The organism is Pseudomonas synxantha (genome assembly GCF_900105675.1).
GTDB lineage: Bacteria > Pseudomonadota > Gammaproteobacteria > Pseudomonadales > Pseudomonadaceae > Aquipseudomonas > Aquipseudomonas synxantha.
The window spans coordinates 3,122,789-3,141,225 of record NZ_LT629786.1; the positions used below are offsets into that span (position 1 = coordinate 3,122,789).

The following is an 18,437-nucleotide window of genomic DNA, read 5'->3' on the forward strand; positions in this document are numbered from 1 at the left end:
CAGTCTCACTATCGACCCAGTCCACCCAATAACAATTAAGGACGATTGCCCATGCCCACGCAAAATCCCCATCGCACCGCCGGTCTCTGCACGTCCAGCAAGGTCTACAGTGCCTTGACCGAACTCAAGCACCTCGAGGGCCACCGCAGTGTAAAGTTCCTCGCATTGCTGGCCGAAAACCTGGTTCGCAAAGGGCTGCTCAGTGAGCACGAAGTAGTGAGCATGCTCGACCAGGTGGTGGATTAACGCCTGGCGTCGATGTCGACTATCGAGCCAGGTGATTTTTCCCCGGTGCCAGCGCACCGTAAGGTGACCTCCATAACGATTGGAGGTACTTATGCCCACTGTTCAAATCATGTCTGTCATCGGCAGCGCCGTCCCAGCCCCTTTACGTAAGCTGGGCTTGCTCGCCTGTTGGTACGTGGTCCGCGATGGCGAGCCGATCAGCGGCCCGCTCACTTCATTGTCCGACGCCGAGACACAGCGCCAACGAGTAGCCGACTTCAGGCTTCAAGCCTAGGGCAACGGCAATTTGACCCGTGGCTTGGTTTCGACGAACAGCGCCCAGCACGACATGAACAACGCCGCCACCAGTGGCCCGATGACGAAGCCGTTGAGGCCGAACACCGACAGGCCACCCAAGGTCGAGATCAGGATCAGGTAGTCCGGCATCTTGGTGTCCTTGCCCACCAGGATCGGACGCAGCACGTTGTCCACCAGGCCAATTACGAATACACCGAAAAGCCCCAGCACCACGCCCTGCCAAATCGAGCCGCTGAGCAGGAAGTAAACCGCCACCGGGCCCCAGACAATCCCTGCGCCCACCGCTGGCAGCAGGGACAGAAACGCCATCAATACCGCCCAGAGCAATGCACTGGGAATATCCAGAAACCAGAATATAAAGCCACCCAATGCGCCTTGGGTCACGGCCACCAGCACGTTGCCCTTGACCGTGGCGCGCACCACCCGGTTGAACTTGAGCTGCAGGCGACGCTTTTGCGGTTCGGCCAGCGGCACCGCCGTGCGCACCTTGCGTACCAGCTCCGGGCCGTCGCGCAGCAGGAAAAACAGCAGGTACAACATAATGAAAAAGCTCACCAGGAAATCAAACGTGCCCTGGCCGAAGCTGAACGCCTGGGAGGCAAAGAACTGACTGCCCTGCATCGCGCCCTTGACCACTTTTTCCCGCAGCCCTTCCAGGTTGCCCATGCCGAAGCGGTCGAGCAGGTGTTGGAAGTACGGAGGCAGGAAATGCTTGAATTGCTCGATATAACCGGCCACATCCAGCTTGCCACTCTCAACGTTTTTGTACAGCGTGGCCCCCTCTTGCACCAGCAACGCACTGGTAATGATCACCGGCAGAATCGCGATCACCAGGCACACCATCAAAGTGGTCAAGGAGGTCAGGTTGCGGTTCCAGCCAAGCCGTTGTTGCAGGCGGCGTTGCATGGGGGCAAAGATAATGCCGAGGATTACTGCCCAGAACACCGCGCCGTAGAACGGCAGCAATATCCAGATAAAAGCGATGGTTACCAGGGCCAGCAGCAACAACAGGGTCTTGAATTGCAGGTTGGTTTGATTCATGTCCGATCCATGTCAAAAAAGCAGAGGGCCGGTGTCGGCCCTGTTGCTTAGTCCGCGGCGATACCTGGGAGTGCCCTTGTTTATCGAACAAGCATAGACCGCCTTGTTTAGACTTGGATCAATGAACCGCGCCCGCCCCTGTACTACCCTCGCGGCTTTTTGCGACCCACACCCATGCCACCTATCATTGCCCCCGAACTGCTCGCTCCTGCCGGCACACTGAAGAACATGCGCTACGCCTTCGCCTACGGCGCCGATGCGGTCTATGCCGGCCAGCCGCGCTACAGCCTGCGGGTGCGCAACAACGAGTTCGACCATGCCAACCTGGCCCTGGGTATCCGGGAAGCCCATGACCAGGGCAAGCGCTTCTACGTGGTGGTGAACATCGCGCCGCACAACGCCAAGCTCAAGACCTTCCTCAAGGACCTGGCGCCTGTGATCGCCATGGGCCCGGATGCACTGATCATGTCCGACCCGGGACTGATCATGCTGGTGCGCCAGCACTTTGCGCAGATGCCGATTCACCTGTCGGTGCAGGCCAATACGGTGAACTGGGCCAGCGTGGCGTTCTGGCAGCAACAAGGGATTTGCCGGGTGATCCTGTCGCGGGAGCTGTCCCTGGAAGAGATCGATGAAATCCGCCAGCACGTACCGGCCATGGAGCTGGAAGTGTTCGTACATGGCGCCTTGTGCATGGCCTATTCCGGACGTTGCCTGCTGTCGGGCTACATGAACAAGCGCGACGCCAACCAAGGCACCTGCACCAACGCCTGCCGCTGGAAATACCAGGCCACGCCCGCGGTGGAGAATGCGACCGGCGATATCGTCCAGCAATATCAGCCCACGCTGGGGATCGGCACGCCAACCGAGCACGTATTCCTGCTGCAGGAAGCCAATCGCCCCGATGAATCAATGCCTGCCTTCGAAGACGAACATGGCACCTACATCATGAACGCCAAGGACTTGCGCGCGGTGCAGCATGTGGAGCGCCTGACGCAGATGGGCGTGCACTCGTTGAAGATCGAAGGCCGCACCAAATCCCACTTCTATTGCGCACGCACCACCCAGGTGTACCGCCAGGCCATCGATGACGCGGTGGCCGGACGCGCCTTTGATCGCAGCTTGATGACCAACCTTGAGTCCCTGGCCCAGCGCGGCTACACCGAAGGTTTCCTGCGCCGTCATGTACATGATGAATACCAGAACTACCAGAACGGCAGCTCGGTGTCCGAGCGACAGCAGTTTGTCGGTGAGTTGACCGGCGAGCGTCGTGGCGAGTTGGCAGAGGTCAAGGTGAAGAATCGTTTTGCCGTTGGCGATCACTTGGAATTAATGACGCCGGCCGGCAACTTTCACTTTGACCTGGCCACCTTGCGCAACGCCAAGGATGAAGCCATTGAGGTGGCACCGGGGGACGGGCACACCGTGTATGTGCCCTTGCCGGCCGAGATGGACCTGCGTTTTGGCCTGCTGATGCGCGACCTGTGAAGGGTCAGATCCTGAACTGACCGACCAACTGCCCCAGGCGCTGGCCCAGATCTGCCAAGCTGCGGGAGGTCTGGGCACCCAGTTGGGTTTCATCCGCCACGCTGTCCACCGCCACGGCAATCTGATGCACGCTGCGGTTGATCTCTTCAGCCACGGCGGTTTGCTCCTCGGCAGCGCTGGCGATCTGCGCATTCATCGAGTTGATTGTGCCGATCAACTGGGCCATGGTGTCCAGGGACGCCCCGGCCTGGTTGGCCTGGGCCGAGGTGCCATCGCCGGCATCGCTGGAGCGGCGCATTGCGTCCACGGCTGCCTCGGTGCCTTTTTGCAGGCGGTCGATCATGCCCTGGATTTCCTGGGTGCTGGTCTGGGTGCGGCTGGCCAGGGCGCGTACTTCATCGGCGACCACGGCAAACCCGCGCCCGGCCTCCCCGGCCCGTGCGGCTTCAATGGCAGCATTGAGCGCCAGCAAGTTGGTTTGTTCGGCGATGGAGCGGATCACGCTGAGCACACTGACAATCGACGACACATCCTGCTGCAGGCTGTCCAGGGACACGCCACTGCTGCGGATATCGTTCACCAGCGCATGGATCTGCGCGATGCTGCCGTCCACCACACGTTTGGCGGCCTGGCCTTCGGCGTCGGTCTGTTGCGCGGCGACAGCGGCGCCTTGGGCACTGCGCGCCACTTCATGGGCAGCGGACGACATCTGGTTGATCGCGGTGGCCACTTGGTCGGTCTCGTGGCGCTGGCGTTCCATGGCTTGCTCGGAACGCTGGGCCTGGTCGGATACCTGGCTGACCAGTCCGGTGAGCTGGGCGGTCATTTCGGTTATCTGGCGCACCAACCCATGGATTTTATCGACAAAGCGATTGAACGCACCGGCCAGGTCGCCCAGCTCATCCTGGCTGGTAATCGCCAGGCGGCGGGTCAGGTCGCCTTCGCCAGCAGCGATGTCGTCGAGATTGGCCTTCATCAGGCTCAGTGGACGCAGGATGGTATTGGCCACCAGCATGCCCACGGCGGCGATTACCAACAGCAATATAACGGCGACGCCGAGGATGCTCAGCAGCACGCCTTCCATGCGTTTCTCCACCTTGGCTTCGACCACCGCCACCTGGGCCTCGATACCGTCCAGGTTCACCGAAGTACCGATGACCATGTCCCACTTGGGCAGGTATTCGGTATAGCCGAGCTTGGGCACCAGTTCGGTCTGGCCGGGCTGGGTCGAGCTGTATTGCAGGTAGTGGGTACCGTCCTTGCCGACTTTAACCAGGTCGCGATTGACGTAGACGCCGTTGGGGTCGCGGTTGTCCTTGAAGCTTTTGCCCACGCCGTCCGGGCTGTTGCCCTTGAACAGGCGGATGGTCTCGGAGTCGTAGCCGAAGAAATAGCCGTCCTTGCCGTAGCTGGTATTGGAGAGCAACTTGACCACCTGCGCCCGCGCCGCGGTGTCGCCGGGGGCTGCCGCATCGTAAAGCGGCTTGATGGTGGTCATGGCCACTTCGACATAACCTTGCAGCGTGGCCTTGGCGTCGTTGAGCAAGCGCTGGCGGGTTTCATCCACTTCGTTGCGCGCCTGGCCCTGGAGAATCCACACGGTGGTCAGGCTGATGACCACGGCAAACAACAATACAGGCACTACGGCAAGGGCCAGGACTTTGGCCTTCAAACTCAGACGCATGGCTTTTCTCTCTTGTTAGTGGCGACTTGAGAGGTTAACGGCCAGGTGCGTGATTTCTGTAGGCGCGAGCTTACTCGCGAAGCACCTGAGAACTCTGCGGGGTTTCAGGTTGTTCGCATTATCGTTGGGGTTTTTCGCGAGCTCGCTCCTACAGGGAATTCATCAGAGCGTCATCGCGGCCAGCCACCCAAACACCAGCAGCGGAATGTTGTAGTGCAGGAAGGTCGGCACCACGGTGTCCCAGATATGGTGGTGCTGGCCATCGACATTCAGGCCGGAGGTGGGCCCGAGGGTGGAATCCGACGCAGGCGAGCCCGCATCGCCCAGCGCACCGGCGGTGCCGACAATGCACACGATGGCCAACGGGCTGAAGCCCAGTTGCACACACAACGGCACGAAAATCGCGGCAAGGATCGGCACCGTGGAAAACGACGAGCCGATGCCCATGGTCACCAGCAGCCCCACCAGCAGCATCAGCAACGCCCCTACCCCACGGCTATGGCCGATAAACGCCGCCGAGGCTTCTACCAGCGAGCGCACGTCACCGGTGGCTTTGAGCACTTCGGCAAAGCCCGACGAGGCGATCATGATGAAACCGATCATCGCCATCATCTTCATGCCTTCAGTGAAGAGGTCATCGGTGTCGCGCCAGCGCACGATGCCCGATACCGAGAAGATCAGGAATCCGGCCAGGGCGCCGATGATCATCGAGTCCAGCCACAGCTGGATGATGAACGCCGAGGCAATCGCCAGGCCGGCCACCAGCAGGGTCAGCGGGTTGTACTGCACCGCCACTTGCTCGACACGCTCGATTTTTTCCAGGTCATACACGCGCTTCTTGCGGTAGCTGATAAACACTGCCACCAGCAGGCCGACCACCATGCCCAGTGCCGGCAGGCCCATGGCGTGGGTGACGTTGACCTGGCTGATATCCACCCCGCTCTTGGCTACGTTGGCCAGCAGGATCTGGTTGAGGAAAATATTGCCGAAACCCACCGGCAGGAACATGTACGGCGTGATCAGGCCGAACGTCATCACGCAGGCGATCAGGCGGCGGTCCAGTTGCAGCTTGGTCAGCACATAAAGCAGCGGCGGCACCAGCAGCGGGATAAACGCAATATGGATCGGCAGGATGTTCTGCGAAGCAATCGCCACCACCCACAACAGGCCGATCAACAACCATTTGACGTGGCTGCCACCGCTGGCTTCCTGGCGATCAACCAGCAGCAAGGCTTTGTCCGCCAGCGCGTGGGCCAAGCCGGACTTGGCAATTGCCACCGCGAAAGCACCAAGCAATGCGTAGGACAAAGCCACGGTTGCGCCGCCACCTAAACCGCCGTTGAAGGCTTTGAGCGTGGCGTCGATCCCCAGGCCACCCGTCAAGCCGCCCACCAGGGCGCCAACAATAATGGCGATGACCACATGCACGCGGGACAGGCTGAGTACCAGCATGGTGCCGACCGCGGCGATGACTGCGTTAATCATGGTTACCTCAAGCAAAAACAAAAAAGACAGGCATGCCCGCGCACGGCCCATGGGAACAGCTGCCGGCGTGCAGGCTTGAAAGAGGTCCTATTAGAGGGCGCGCACTTTGCAGCAGGCAGGCGCGCATGTCAAAAAGCGGCGCCGTTTTTGAAGTTTAAATTGATCGTTTGAATAAAGAACCATGCGTGTCGGCCGATAAGCTGTTTCCATGTGCTTTCAGGTAAGGATGTCCCGATGTCGCTCAGGCAGCTCTCCATTCAATGGAAAATCACCCTGCTCGCGGGCCTGTGCCTGCTGGGGATCGTGACCCTGCTGGTGGGTCTGTCGCTGTATCGCATGGCGCAGAGCTCGGAGCAGGTCAAGGCCTCCAGCATGCAGATGCTGGACGAAGCCGCCCAGGCGCGCATCGAGGCCCAAGGTGAAGTACAGGCGCTGGGCATTCGCCAGCAGTTCATGGATGCCTACCAGTACGGTCACGGCTTTTCCCGCCAGGTACTGTTTCTGCGCGAGCAGGCAGAGAAACGCTTTCTCGATGCCTTCGACACCCGTGAGGACCTGACCCGCCAGGTCAAGGCCGCGCTGCAAGCCAACCCCGACCTGTTGGGTTTGTCCCTGGTGTTCGAAGCCAATGCGCTGGACGGCAAGGACGAGTTGTTCGCCAACCAGCAGGAACTGGGCAGTAATGACAAAGGCCGATTCGCCTTGTACTGGTCGCAGCCGACGCCGGGGAAGATCACTTCGATGGCACTGCCCGAAAGCGACATGACCGACACGTCCGTCAGCCCCAGCGGCGAAAAAGCCAACGCCTGGTTCACCTGCCCGCGCACCACGCTCAAGCCGTGTGTGATCGAACCCTACTTTTATGTGATCGACGGCCAGAACGTGCTGATGACCAGCATCGTGTTCCCGCTGATGGTCAATGGCAAAGTCATCGCCTCACTGTCGGTGGACATCAACCTCAACAGCCTGCAGGCCGTGAGCCAACAGGCCAGCCAGAAGCTGTACGACGGCCAGACCCAGGTCAGCATCCTCAGCCCGACCGGTTTGCTTGCCGGTTATAGTCCGGATGCCAGTAAGCTCAGCCAGCGCCTGGCTCAGGTTGATACGGCCAGCGGCGCGCAGTTGGTCAGCGCCTTGGCCAGCAGTACTCAAACCCACAGCCTGCGTGCCGGTCATCAGCTCAAGGTGCTGGCGCCCTTTGCGCCGATCCCTGGGGGCAAGCCGTGGGGCGTGTTGCTGGATGTACCGGAAAAAGTCCTGGTGGCGCCCGCCGAGGCGTTGAAAACCCAGCTGGACGCTGACAATGCCAAAGGCACCCTGCTGGAGCTCGGCCTGGGTCTGCTGGCCGCTGTGGTAGGCCTGATACTGGTGTGGCTGATGGCGCGCAGCGTGACCCGGCCGATCCTCGGCGTGGCACACATGCTTGAAGATATCGCCAGCGGCGAAGGTGACCTGACCCGGCGCCTGGCCTATGACAAGCAGGACGAACTGGGCCAGTTGGCCGGCTGGTTCAACCGCTTCCTCGACAAGCTGCAACCGATCATTGCCGAGGTCAAACGCTCGGTGCAGGACGCCCGTGGCACCGCCGACCAGTCCGCCGCGATTGCCACGCAAACCAGTGCTGGCATGGAGCAGCAGTACCGCCAGGTGGATCAGGTGGCGACCGCTTCCCACGAAATGAGCGCCACCGCCCAGGACGTTGCCCGCAGCGCCGCCCAAGCTGCCCAGGCCGCTCGCGATGCCGACCAGGCCACACGCGAAGGCTTGACCGTGATCGACCGCACCACCGCCAACATTGGCGACCTCGCCGCCGACATGAGCACCGCCATGACCCAGGTAGAAGGCCTGGCCGCCAACAGCGAGAAAATCGGCTCGGTGCTCGAAGTGATTCGCGGCATCGCCGAACAGACCAACCTGCTGGCGCTCAACGCCGCCATCGAGGCCGCCCGTGCCGGTGAAGCCGGTCGGGGCTTTGCCGTGGTCGCCGACGAGGTGCGCAACCTGGCGCGGCGCACCCAGGAATCGGTGGAAGAAACCCGCCTGGTGATCGAGCAACTGCAAAGCGGCACCACCGACGTGGTCGGCTCCATGGGCAACAGCTATCGCCAGGCCCAAGGCAGCGTCGAACAGGTCGGCCAAGCGGTAACGGCCTTGCGCCAGATTGGCGACGCGGTCACGGTGATCAGCGACATGAACCTGCAGATCGCCAGTGCCGCCGAAGAGCAAAGCGCGGTGGCCGAGGAGATCAACAACAATGTGGCGACCATTCGCGATGTGACCGAGTCGCTGTCGGAGCAGGCCAATGAATCGGCGCGGGTCAGCCAGGCGTTGAACAGCCTGGCGAATCAACAGCAGGGGTTGATGGATCAGTTCAGGGTGTAAGCCTAATGGAGATCTACTGTGGGAGGGGGCTTGCCCCCGATGGCGTTGGGTCAGCCCCAGATGTATTTACTGACACTCCGTCATCGGGGCAAGCCCCCTCCCACATTTTTAGATTGGCATTACCGCTTGGGCAATTCGATCAGTACCTTAAGCCCACCCAGCTCACTCTCCTGTAACTGCAACGTCCCGCCCCATACCTCGACGATGTCCCGCACGATCCCCAACCCCAGGCCATGTCCGTCAATTTGCTCGTCCAGTCGCGCGCCGCGGCCCAAGACCTGGTTACGCTGGGCCTCGGGAATACCGGGACCGTCGTCCTCCACCACCAACAGGTAGCCTTGCTGGGTTTCGCTGACGTTCAGCCGAATATCGGCATCCGCCCACTTACAGGCGTTGTCCAGCAAATTACCAAGTAATTCCAGCAAGTCCTCGCGGTCCCAGGGCAATTGCAGGCCCGGCGAAACGTGATAGCTGAGGTCAAGATGGTCGCCATGGATCATGTTCAAGGTCGCCAGCAGGACGGGCAGTTCTTTTTCGCAATCAAACAAAGCACCCGGCAGGGTTTCGCCAGCCAGCCGTGCCCGGTTGAGCTCGCGATTGAGGCGTTGCTGGATTTGCTCCAGTTGGTCGCGCAATAGCTGGCTCAACTGCGGATGACCCTTGAGCGCCTCACTGGAGGCCGCGCTCAGCAATACCGCCATTGGGGTTTTCAGCGCATGCCCCAGGTTGCCGAGCGCATTGCGGGAACGCTTGAGACTGTCTTCGGTGTGCGCCAGCAAATGGTTGATCTGCGCCACCAGTGGTTCCAGCTCCAACGGCACCTGAGTGTCGAGTTGCGAGCGCTGGCCCTGTTGCAGCTGGGCGATCTGGTTACGCGCCGTCTCCAGTGGGCGCAGGGCGCGGCGCACGGTGACTCGCTGCAGGACCAGCACCAGCAGCAGCGCCGCCAGCCCCATCACCAGGCCAATCTGGCGCATCAGGCGAAAACTCTCCCGCACGGGCGTGTAATCCTGGGCCACGCTGATGGAAATCGGCAGGCCGAAGCGCTTGTAGTCCGAACGCAACACCAGCAATTGCTGGCCTTCCGGCCCCAGTTGCAGGTTGCCCTTGAGCCCCGCCTCGGGCAGGCGGGGCAGTTCCTGGTCCCAGAGTGAACGGGAACGCCAATGGACATCGGCAAAGTCGATCCGGAAATAATGTCCGGAGAACGGTCGCTGATAGGCCGGTGACAGGCGTTGCTCATCCAGCTGTACGCCGTTTGGCCCACGCACCAGCGCCACCAGCAGGTTCTCACTGTCATTGCGCAAACCCGCTTCCAGGTAACGCTGCAAACCGGCCTCGAACAGCCACAGGCTGGTTTGTGCCAGCACCACGCCAACGCCCACCATCACGCTGATCAGGCCCAGGCTCAAACGCCGCTGGATCGACTTCATGCCGGGGCGGCGCCAAACCGGTAGCCCTGGCCGCGCCGGGTTTCTATCACACTGCGCCCCAACTTGCGGCGCAGATGGTTGACGTGCACCTCCAGCACATTGGAGTCTCGCTCCGTCTCGCCATCATACAAATGCTCGGCCAGATGGCTTTTCGACAGGATCTGTTCGGGGTGCAGCATGAAGTAGCGCAGCAAGCGAAACTCGGCCGCCGTCAGCTGGATCTCGGCGCCATCGCGCAGCACACACTGGCGCCCTTCATCCAGATGCAAGCCTGCAGCCTGCAGGGTGGGCTGGTTGGCGTGGCCGTGGGAGCGTCGCAACAGCGCCTGGATGCGCAGGTAGAGCTCTTCGGGGTGAAAGGGTTTGCTCAGGTAATCATCGGCACCGGCCTTGAGCCCTTCGATACGCTCGGCCCAGGAATCGCGGGCGGTGAGGATCAATACCGGGATGGCGAGCTTAGCGGCGCGCCATTGCGCAAGCACATCAAGCCCGGGCAAACCGGGCAGGCCCAGGTCGAGGATGATCAGGTCATAGGGTTCGCTGCGACCTTGATACGCGGCGTCGCGGCCATCGGCCAGCCAGTCGACTGCATAGCCTTGACGCTGCAAACCGGCCAGCAACTCGTCAGCCAGGGGCACGTTGTCTTCCACCAGAAGCAGGCGCATCAGTCTTCCTCATCTTTGATCAGGTCACCGTTGGTGGCGTCCAGTTTGATCTCACGCACCACGCCTTCGGTGGTCACCAGTTCCACTTCGTAGGCATATTGGCCGTGTTTCTTTTCCAGCTCGGCCTCCAGCAGCCGCGAGTCGGGGTACCGCGCCATGGCCTGCTGCAACAGTTGCTCCAGCGGCAGGATCACCCCCTGCTGGCGCAGCGCCAAGGCCTCGTCCTGATTGAGGTCGCGGGCCGCCAGGCTGGAGCAAAAAACCATGAGCGCCAGCGCCACTCGACTGCCCACGCGTAAATTAACCTTCATTACGTATCCTGATGATTCTTGAGAACCTGTCCGGTGAGCGCGTCCAGTTCAACGTCCCATTCAATGCCGTTGCGATCTTCCAGTTCGACTTCATAGACGTACTTGCCGTATTCCTCATCCAGGTCGGTGCCCAGCAGCGTCGAGCCAGGGTGCAGCGCCAGGGCTGTGGCGTCCAATTGGTCAAAGGCGACAATAGTAACAGTGGCGGGGACGATCAGTGGCTTGTCCGGGTCCACGGCTGCGGCCTGGGTCGCCGTAACCATGATGATAGCGGCGGCGCCCAGAACAGTGAGGCGCGTCATGATAAGTCTCCGTTACAGGATGTTTTCCTACGCCGGTCACCCTACCTGTTGCAACTTAACTGAAACTGAATTGCCACCATGGCAATTGCGCGCAAGCCGTTTCTCCCACCGTCTGCGATATTTTCTATAATGCCCCGTTCGCCCAATCAGAGACCGGTATGACAGCCATCCATATCAAGTTCCCTGCCCTGACCCTCAAGGCCGGCAAACGCGCCTTCGCCCGCATTCGCGAGCGGGGCCTTGCGCCTGCCGACGTCGGCATTCTCCCCGGTGCGGCTGGCGGCCCCAAGGCCTTGGGCATCCAGGGCCTGGACCTGGCGCTGTTTGGTGACTGGCTACCCCGCGTGCCGCGCGAGCGTGCATTGATCGGCGCGTCCATCGGTTCCTGGCGGTTCGCCAGCGCCTGCCTGCCCGACCCTGTGCAAGGCTTGCTGGACCTGGGCCGCCTGTATAACGAACAGCGCTTCGCCAAAGGCGTGACCATGGCCGACGTCAGCCAGAGTTGCCAACGCATGCTCGATGACCTGCTGGCTGGCCGTGATGCACGCATACTGGACAATCCCGACTATCGCCTGAACATCATGGTGGTCAAGAGCCACGGCCTGCTCGCCGACGACCACCGTGGGCGGCTGGGGCTGGGCCTGTCCTCGGTGATCGCGGATAACTTGCGGGGCCGCGCACGGCTGTCGCGGCATTTCGAACGGCTGATCATCCATGACCCGCGCCAGGCACCGCCGGTGCATCCCCTTAAGGATTTCCCGTCGCGCTTCCTTAGCCTGGAGTTGGGCAACCTGCGCCAGGCGCTGCTTGCGTCCGGCTCGATCCCCATGGTCATGCAAGGCGTGCGCGACCTGCCCGGCGCCGGTGCCGGCACCTATCGCGACGGTGGCCTGCTCGACTATCACCTCGACCTGCCCTACCACGGCGATGACATCGTGCTCTACCCGCACTTCACTGACCGGGTCATCCCCGGCTGGTTTGACAAGGGCCTGCCATGGCGACGCAGCAGCCCGCAAGGCTTGCAGGATGTGTTGCTGCTGGCACCCTCCAGGGACTACCTGGCCCGCCTGCCCTACGGCAAACTGCCGGACCGCACTGACTTCAAGCGCTTCATGGGCGATGACCCAAGCCGCAACAAGTATTGGCAAACCGCGATGAGCGAGAGCCGACGACTGGGGGATGAGTTTTTGGCCTTGGCGGATAACGGCGCGCTGGGCGACCGACTGCTTGCCCTCTAACGGTAGGAGCGGTGTGCGCAGGGGCTGATCAAACTGTTAAACTCGCCGACTGCCAGACACCTGACCGAGCTGAAAACACTGTGGAAATCTTCAAGGAATTTACATTCGAATCCGCCCACCGCTTGCCCCACGTGCCGGAGGGCCACAAATGCGGGCGCCTGCATGGGCATTCGTTCAAGGTCGCGATCCACCTGAGCGGCGACCTGGATCCCCATACCGGCTGGATTCGCGACTTTTCGGAGATCAAGGCGATTTTCAAGCCGCTCTACGAACGCCTCGACCACAACTACCTCAATGACATTCCCGGCCTGGAAAACCCCACCAGCGAAGTGTTGGCCAAGTGGATCTGGAATGAATTGAAGCCCTTGCTGCCCGAGCTCAGTGCGATTCGTATCCATGAAACCTGCACCAGCGGTTGCATCTATCGCGGCGAGTAGGCGATCACGTGTCGGAAAACCACCTGCGGGTGGTTTTTTCGAAGTGCCAGTGGCATCTTTCAGAGGAGTTCATTGCAATGATGCGCCCCGCCACTGTCGATGATGTGGCTGCCATTGAGGCCATCGCCCAGGCTGCTTACTCGCCTTACATCTCGCGCATCGGCCGCAAACCCGCGCCGATGCTGGAAGACTATCGCCAGCGAATCGAGGCCGGTGGCGTACATGTGATGGACCATGCGGGGCAGGTCCAAGGCTTTATCATCCTGCTCGATACCGACACTGGCCTGCTGTTGGATAACCTGGCCGTGGCACCGGATGCCCAAGGCCTGGGGCTGGGGCGCGTGCTGATGGATTTCGCCGAGCAACAAGCAGCCGACTCTGGCTACACGCACATCTACCTGTACACCAATGAGGCCATGACCGAGAACATCGCGCTATACACTCGTCGTGGGTATGCACAAACCCATCGGGCCGTGGAAAATGGTTTGCGCCGGGTGTACATGAGCAAATTTCTACAGGCGATTTAACAGATCCAACTTGTGTCACTTGCTGCACCGTTTTCGCGCTTGACCGGCAACTCTGGCATGACCCTCTCTGCGACACCTCCTGGTTTGACTATAAATACGCTGCACAACCTGGGCGCATTACTGCCTCTGACTTGGCACGCACGCTGCAACAGGCCTGCGTCACTCATTCAGGGAGCAACCCACATGACGCAGCAGGAACCAGGCAACGATTACCCCCTCAGCGAAGTCCCCTTGCATGCGCGCAAGGGCCTGGCATCCACAGCCATGGTGCTGCTGGGCTTCACGTTTTTTACCGCGACCATGTTTGCCGGCGGCAAGCTTGGGGTAGCGTTCAGTTTCACCGAGATGCTCGGCGTCGTGGCCCTGGGTAACCTGTTGCTGGGTATCTACGCCGCAGGTCTGGGTTACATCGCCTTCAAGAGCGGCTTGAACTCGGTGTTGATGGGGCGGTTCTGCTTTGGCGAAGTCGGCAGCAAGCTCAGTGACTTGATCCTGGGTTTTACTCAGATTGGCTGGTATGCCTGGGGTACTGCCACGGCGGCCGTGGTATTGGGCAAGTATTTCGAATTGAGCCAGGGCAGCGTGCTGGGGTTGATGGTGGTGTTTGGCTTGCTGTTCTGCGCCACGGCCTACGTGGGGTATCGCGGGCTGGAAATCCTGTCCTATATCGCCGTGCCGGCCATGGGCATATTGCTGGTTCTGTCGATGTGGGTAGCGACCGTGAAAGTCGGCGGCCTGGATGGCCTGCTGGCGGTGGTGCCAACCGGTGAACTGGACTTATCAACGGCGATCACCCTGGTGTTCGGCACCTTTGTCAGCGGTGCAACCCAAGCCACCAACTGGACGCGCTTTTCACGCTCGGCCAAGGTCGCGGTGCTGGCCAGCCTGATCGGGTTTTTTATCGGCAATGGCCTAATGGTGCTGATCGGTGCTTATGGCGCCATCGTCTATCAGCAACCGGATGTGGTGGAAGTCCTGCTGCTGCAGGGGTTCGCCATGGCGGCGATGGCCATGTTGCTGCTCAATATCTGGAGTACCCAAGACAATACCATCTACAATTTTGCCGTCGCCGGCTGCAATCTGCTGCGCACCCGACGCCGCAAGACCGTGACACTGGCCGGTGCGGTGATCGGCACCCTGCTCGCCTTGCTCGGCATGTATGACATGCTGGTGCCATACCTGATCCTGCTGGGCACGGTGATCCCGCCGATTGGCGGGGTAATCATGGCGGACTTCTTCTATCGCTATCGTGGCCAATACCCACGCCTGGCGCAAGCCCGCCTGCCGGCGTTCAACTGGCCCGGTCTGGTCGCGTATGGGGTGGGCACCGTGCTGGCGTTCAACTCGCCATGGGTCGCTCCACTGGTGGGAATTGTTGCCGCGTCGCTGACCTATATGCTGCTCAGCGCCATACTACGTGCAATGACCGCCGGGACATCGGTATCGCCCTGAGGATCCGGCGGCTGTCTGCCTGATTGTTTTTAGCCAAGAGGAACTTGACCATGCACATCATCAATGCCCGCCTGCGCAACCGTGAAGGCCTGCATGATCTGCACCTGGAACACGGCCGGATCGCCAGCATTACTGCGCAAACCGGAATCCCGACACTCACGAGCGGCGACCTGGACGCCGCCGGTAACCTGGTAATACCGCCCTTCGTAGAACCCCACATCCACCTCGACGCCACCCTCACCGCCGGGGAACCGCGCTGGAATATGAGCGGCACGCTGTTTGAAGGCATCGAGTGCTGGGGTGAGCGCAAGGCCACTATTACCCTGGAAGACACCAAGACCCGCGCCAAAAAAACCATCCAGGCCCTCGCCGCCCACGGCATCCAGCATGTGCGCACCCATGTCGACGTCACAGACCCGGACCTCACTGCACTCAAGGCCCTGCTGGAGGTGCGTGAAGAAAGCTCGCACCTGATCGACCTGCAAATTGTCGCCTTCCCCCAGGAGGGCATCGAGTCGTTCCGCAATGGCCGCGAACTAATGGAAGAAGCCGTTCGCCTGGGCGCCGACGTGATCGGCGGTATCCCCCACTTCGAATACACCCGCGACCAAGGGGTCAGTTCGGTGAAATTCCTCATGGACCTGGCCGAACGCACGGGCTGCCTGGTGGACGTGCACTGTGACGAAACCGACGACCCGCACTCACGCTTCCTCGAAGTCCTCGCCGAGGAAGCCCGCAGCCGCGACATGGGCGCGCGGGTCACTGCCAGTCACACCACGGCCATGGGTTCCTACGACAACGCTTACTGCGCCAAACTGTTCCGTCTGCTGGGGCATTCAGGCATCAGCTTTGTCTCCTGCCCCACTGAAAGCATCCATCTGCAAGGTCGCTTCGACAGCTTCCCGAAACGCCGGGGTGTCACCCGTGTCAACGAACTGCTTGAGGCCGGCATGAACGTGTGCTTCGGCCAGGACTCCATCGTTGACCCCTGGTACCCCCTGGGCAACGGCAACATCTTGCGGGTCCTGGAAGCCGGCCTGCACATCTGCCATATGCTCGGCTACCGTAACCTGCAAAGTGCCCTTGACCTGGTGACCGACAACAGTGCCAAGGCCATGGCCCTGGGTGACCGATATGGGCTGCACGCCGGTCGCCCCGCCAACCTGCTGATCCTGTCCGCCGACAGTGACTATGAGGTCATTCGCAGCCAGGGCTTGCCGCTGTACTCGATCCGCAACGGCAAGGTGCTGATGAAACGGCAGCCGGCGCAGGTGGAGTTTTTATATAACCCGGCTGGCTAGACGATAGAGTCGATGTCCAGCGTTTGCGCCTTTGCCTGATCATGGTGTGCAGGCGGCGGAATGCTGGCAAATTGGGCAAACTCGCGGTTTTCAGGGTGACTGAACCAACGTTTGAGGCTCGATTGCAGGTGCGCAGACTGTGCTTGACTGCCGTAGACGTCGCGAGCTTCAAGGCGACGCCAGCGCAGGGTTGCCAGGCGCTCGCGGCTGGTGTGCAAGCGGTCGATCTCGGCGTTCAAGGCATCGCTAGGCTCATAGCTGCGATCATTGGCTGGACGCTGGCGGGCAAGTTCACGCCGTTTGGCTCTCAATTGCTCGCGCATGTCTTCGAGAGCGCGGTCGAGCAGCTCAAACTCCCTCAAGGTCACCAGGGGGCCTTGACGATCCAGGGCTTGCTGCCAGCGTCGCAGTGTGGCCCAGGCTGCAGGGATGTAGCTGGTGGTCATGAAGTGTTGGCCGGCCTGAAAAAGCTGCCGCAGCAGATTGTCACGGTCGGGCATATCGCCCTGGAGTTGCAATGCGCGATGACAGCCCGCCTCCTGGATGGACTCACAGCCAGGTTTCCATAGCACTGAAGAATGGGTGCCGTCCGGGAGCGTGATCGGCATGAAGTGATGTTGCTCACCGTGATGTTGATAGGGGTTGCCGCCCACACGTACCAGCCCGGCGGCGAACAATAGGCCACCGGGTGCAGGGGCACTGAATAATGTGATGGCCCCGGGGATCCAGAGTTTGGCGGTGGTGTTCATCCAACGCGCCGGAACGCTGGGGACGGGGTCGTTGTGGTTGACGATGCGGTGATGGACCAGGGATGAGGCGCCGGCGATAAACTCGGAGTCGGCGGCGCGAGGGGCGCCGTAGGTGTAGAGGAGAACGTCGTAATTAGCATCCGGGGTTCGGCGCAGCCCTTCGGCCAACAGCAATGCAATAGCGCCGCCAAGGCTGTGGCCGCAAATCACAATACGCTGGCCAATGTGGAATTGGTCAAGGTATCGCAGTACGAAATCACGCATAGCCCGGTAAGCCTGGTAGAAGCCCTCGTGGACTTTACCAACGCCGTCGACGAAAGCCACTTGATGGGCGTCCGCGTCACGTAGCGCATCAGCACCGCTGACGGTTCCTCGCACGGAAATCAGGATGACCTGGTCGTGGTGAGTGATGAACGCCTGGGTGTCGGTGCCAAATTTTTCGTCATCGAAAAAATGCAGGCGTGCAGGGTGTTCCTGCTCGTCCTTTAGTTCCGGGCGATTTTGGGGATATAAGTCGGGATCGAAAGGCAGGATTTCGAAACGCTGGGAGTATGGGACGTCTTCATAGATCGGATAGAAACACTGCGTTTGCTTCGGATCGATTCGCCAGGCTTCGTGATACACCGACAGCTGTTCAGCGAACAGATTTCCAACGCTTGGATCCAACGGAAACCGGACCTCCTTTAAGGGGTTTTCTCGAGGGACTTGCCCAAAGTCGCAATAACTCAACGCAGCAAACAATGCCAGCTGAAACACATTCAGGGCACAGATGTTGTCTTCGACAGATAGCATTGGGCGCAAGGCCCGCAATGGCCGTACCTCGAGAATGGTGTGCTTGTTTGGAAACAGCACGATACCCGCTAATGTTGGCTCGGGCGGGCCGAATCCCAGCTCGGCCATCATTTTCAATGCATGACGTTTGGGACGATGGGTACGAGGCGTTATCGGAGGCAAGTGGGCGACATGTCGAACCAGATCTCTGACTTCGACTTGATAGAACCGGTCAGCTTGTAGTTGAGCAGGATTGGCTTCAACACGACGCCCACTGGACGTAGAAAATTTAGTCTGCTCTGCCCGAACTTGAAGCTCGCTGATAGGAAGTGGATACATCGGCCGCATCATTAATCGGCGATATGGCTGTTCTGCTCCTGAATAAAGTTCGTCAAAAACAAGAACCACGGGACCGCTATAAATATCTTGTAACTTGGCGCCCCCCTCACCGTTCAATCTACCTTTGTACTGCTGTCCTGCACTGTCGTGAACGGTATACGGCAGACCGCCATACATCGTTCCTACTCCGACTTCGTCGACTAAGCAAAAGCTCACCCACTGCCCTCGTAATGAACAAGCTAGCGTGCTATCACTGAAAAATGATCGCTTCCTTGCGTCCATGCACATG

17 protein-coding genes are annotated in these 18,437 nt (G+C 60.5%); 9 read left to right on the plus strand and 8 right to left on the minus strand.

Going from position 1 to position 18,437, the window contains the following annotated elements:
• Positions 1–51 precede the first annotated feature (51 nt).
• Both BLU48_RS14460 and BLU48_RS14465 read left to right on the plus strand, forming a co-directional pair.
• A complete protein-coding gene (locus BLU48_RS14460) occupies positions 52–246 on the plus strand; it encodes a hypothetical protein (RefSeq protein WP_057024206.1) in 195 nt (64 codons plus the stop codon).
• A gap of 91 nt (positions 247–337) precedes the next feature.
• Complete coding sequence (locus tag BLU48_RS14465; RefSeq protein WP_057024207.1) at positions 338–520, plus strand: hypothetical protein; 183 nt, start codon at positions 338–340, stop codon at positions 518–520.
• Here BLU48_RS14465 and BLU48_RS14470 read toward each other — a convergent pair.
• Positions 517–1,584, minus strand: coding sequence for an AI-2E family transporter (locus BLU48_RS14470; protein ID WP_057014493.1), 1,068 nt, complete (start codon positions 1,582–1,584; stop codon positions 517–519). The two genes, BLU48_RS14465 and BLU48_RS14470, sit on opposite strands and share 4 nt — an antisense overlap.
• Positions 1,585–1,758: 174 nt before the next feature.
• Here BLU48_RS14470 and trhP point away from each other — a divergent pair, with 174 nt between their 5' ends.
• Positions 1,759–3,072 carry a prephenate-dependent tRNA uridine(34) hydroxylase TrhP gene (gene trhP, locus BLU48_RS14475; RefSeq protein WP_057024208.1) on the plus strand — a complete coding sequence of 438 codons (1,314 nt, stop codon included), beginning with the start codon at positions 1,759–1,761 and terminating at the stop codon, positions 3,070–3,072.
• 4 nt (positions 3,073–3,076) lie between these two features.
• Here the strand turns inward: trhP and BLU48_RS32800 are convergent, their stop codons facing one another.
• Both BLU48_RS32800 and BLU48_RS14485 read right to left on the minus strand, forming a co-directional pair.
• On the minus strand, positions 3,077–4,756 hold the full coding sequence (locus BLU48_RS32800) for a methyl-accepting chemotaxis protein (protein ID WP_057024209.1): 1,680 nt from the start codon (positions 4,754–4,756) through the stop codon (positions 3,077–3,079).
• Between the two features lie 162 nt (positions 4,757–4,918).
• On the minus strand, positions 4,919–6,238 hold the full coding sequence (locus BLU48_RS14485) for a Na+/H+ antiporter family protein (RefSeq protein ID WP_164484847.1): 1,320 nt from the start codon (positions 6,236–6,238) through the stop codon (positions 4,919–4,921).
• 237 nt (positions 6,239–6,475) lie between these two features.
• Here BLU48_RS14485 and BLU48_RS32805 point away from each other — a divergent pair, with 237 nt between their 5' ends.
• The gene (locus BLU48_RS32805; RefSeq protein WP_057024211.1) at positions 6,476–8,623 is read left to right on the plus strand and encodes a methyl-accepting chemotaxis protein; all 2,148 of its coding nucleotides are present in this window, start codon (positions 6,476–6,478) and stop codon (positions 8,621–8,623) included.
• Between the two features lie 119 nt (positions 8,624–8,742).
• On the opposite strand, the gene BLU48_RS14495 is transcribed toward BLU48_RS32805, so the two are convergent.
• Genes BLU48_RS14495 through BLU48_RS14510 form a run of 4 tightly spaced genes read right to left on the minus strand, consistent with a single transcriptional unit; the run spans position 8,743 to position 11,334 of the window.
• A complete protein-coding gene (locus tag BLU48_RS14495; protein ID WP_057024212.1) occupies positions 8,743–10,056 on the minus strand; it encodes a sensor histidine kinase in 1,314 nt (437 codons plus the stop codon).
• The gene (locus BLU48_RS14500; RefSeq protein ID WP_057024213.1) at positions 10,053–10,721 is read right to left on the minus strand and encodes a response regulator transcription factor; all 669 of its coding nucleotides are present in this window, start codon (positions 10,719–10,721) and stop codon (positions 10,053–10,055) included. Before BLU48_RS14500 ends, BLU48_RS14495 begins: the two co-directional genes overlap by 4 nt.
• Positions 10,721–11,032, minus strand: a complete 312-nt coding sequence (locus BLU48_RS14505) for a PepSY domain-containing protein (RefSeq protein ID WP_057024214.1) — start codon at positions 11,030–11,032, stop codon at positions 10,721–10,723. Before BLU48_RS14505 ends, BLU48_RS14500 begins: the two co-directional genes overlap by 1 nt.
• A complete protein-coding gene (locus BLU48_RS14510) occupies positions 11,032–11,334 on the minus strand; it encodes a PepSY domain-containing protein (RefSeq protein WP_057024215.1) in 303 nt (100 codons plus the stop codon). Before BLU48_RS14510 ends, BLU48_RS14505 begins: the two co-directional genes overlap by 1 nt.
• A 158-nt stretch (positions 11,335–11,492) precedes the next feature.
• Here BLU48_RS14510 and BLU48_RS14515 point away from each other — a divergent pair, with 158 nt between their 5' ends.
• The 5 genes from BLU48_RS14515 to codA all read left to right on the plus strand — a co-directional run bounded on the left by BLU48_RS14515 (position 11,493) and on the right by codA (position 16,289).
• A complete protein-coding gene (locus BLU48_RS14515; protein ID WP_057024216.1) occupies positions 11,493–12,572 on the plus strand; it encodes a patatin-like phospholipase domain-containing protein in 1,080 nt (359 codons plus the stop codon).
• An 80-nt stretch (positions 12,573–12,652) separates the two neighbouring features.
• Positions 12,653–13,009, plus strand: coding sequence for a 6-carboxytetrahydropterin synthase QueD (queD, locus tag BLU48_RS14520; protein WP_003190259.1), 357 nt, complete (start codon positions 12,653–12,655; stop codon positions 13,007–13,009).
• Positions 13,010–13,086: 77 nt separating this feature from the next.
• A complete protein-coding gene (locus BLU48_RS14525) occupies positions 13,087–13,536 on the plus strand; it encodes a GNAT family N-acetyltransferase (protein WP_057024217.1) in 450 nt (149 codons plus the stop codon).
• A gap of 183 nt (positions 13,537–13,719) precedes the next feature.
• Positions 13,720–14,988 (plus strand): cytosine permease, encoded by a 1,269-nt coding sequence (codB, locus tag BLU48_RS14530; RefSeq protein WP_057024218.1) that lies wholly within the window; start codon positions 13,720–13,722, stop codon positions 14,986–14,988.
• Positions 14,989–15,038: 50 nt separating this feature from the next.
• Positions 15,039–16,289 carry a cytosine deaminase gene (gene codA, locus BLU48_RS14535; RefSeq protein WP_057024219.1) on the plus strand — a complete coding sequence of 417 codons (1,251 nt, stop codon included), beginning with the start codon at positions 15,039–15,041 and terminating at the stop codon, positions 16,287–16,289.
• Here codA and BLU48_RS14540 read toward each other — a convergent pair.
• Positions 16,286–18,436, minus strand: a complete 2,151-nt coding sequence (locus tag BLU48_RS14540; RefSeq protein WP_057024220.1) for a lipase family protein — start codon at positions 18,434–18,436, stop codon at positions 16,286–16,288. The genes codA and BLU48_RS14540 overlap by 4 nt on opposite strands.
• Between the last annotated feature and the right edge of the window lies 1 nt (position 18,437).

Bases quoted from the DNA above. Each gene is read 5' to 3' on its own strand.
- BLU48_RS14495 (WP_057024212.1), bottom strand. From the start codon at position 10,056: ATGAAGTCGATCCAGCGGCGTTTGAGCCTGGGCCTGATCAGCGTGATG.
- BLU48_RS14460 (WP_057024206.1), top strand. From the start codon at position 52: ATGCCCACGCAAAATCCCCATCGCACCGCCGGTCTCTGCACGTCCAGC.
- trhP (WP_057024208.1), top strand. From the start codon at position 1,759: ATGCCACCTATCATTGCCCCCGAACTGCTCGCTCCTGCCGGCACACTG.
- BLU48_RS14515 (WP_057024216.1), top strand. From the start codon at position 11,493: ATGACAGCCATCCATATCAAGTTCCCTGCCCTGACCCTCAAGGCCGGC.
- BLU48_RS14540 (WP_057024220.1), bottom strand. From the start codon at position 18,436: ATGTGCATGGACGCAAGGAAGCGATCATTTTTCAGTGATAGCACGCTA.
- codA (WP_057024219.1), top strand. From the start codon at position 15,039: ATGCACATCATCAATGCCCGCCTGCGCAACCGTGAAGGCCTGCATGAT.
- BLU48_RS14470 (WP_057014493.1), bottom strand. From the start codon at position 1,584: ATGAATCAAACCAACCTGCAATTCAAGACCCTGTTGTTGCTGCTGGCC.
- codB (WP_057024218.1), top strand. From the start codon at position 13,720: ATGACGCAGCAGGAACCAGGCAACGATTACCCCCTCAGCGAAGTCCCC.
- BLU48_RS14465 (WP_057024207.1), top strand. From the start codon at position 338: ATGCCCACTGTTCAAATCATGTCTGTCATCGGCAGCGCCGTCCCAGCC.
- BLU48_RS32805 (WP_057024211.1), top strand. From the start codon at position 6,476: ATGTCGCTCAGGCAGCTCTCCATTCAATGGAAAATCACCCTGCTCGCG.
- BLU48_RS14500 (WP_057024213.1), bottom strand. From the start codon at position 10,721: ATGCGCCTGCTTCTGGTGGAAGACAACGTGCCCCTGGCTGACGAGTTG.
- BLU48_RS14525 (WP_057024217.1), top strand. From the start codon at position 13,087: ATGATGCGCCCCGCCACTGTCGATGATGTGGCTGCCATTGAGGCCATC.
- BLU48_RS32800 (WP_057024209.1), bottom strand. From the start codon at position 4,756: ATGCGTCTGAGTTTGAAGGCCAAAGTCCTGGCCCTTGCCGTAGTGCCT.
- BLU48_RS14510 (WP_057024215.1), bottom strand. From the start codon at position 11,334: ATGACGCGCCTCACTGTTCTGGGCGCCGCCGCTATCATCATGGTTACG.
- BLU48_RS14505 (WP_057024214.1), bottom strand. From the start codon at position 11,032: ATGAAGGTTAATTTACGCGTGGGCAGTCGAGTGGCGCTGGCGCTCATG.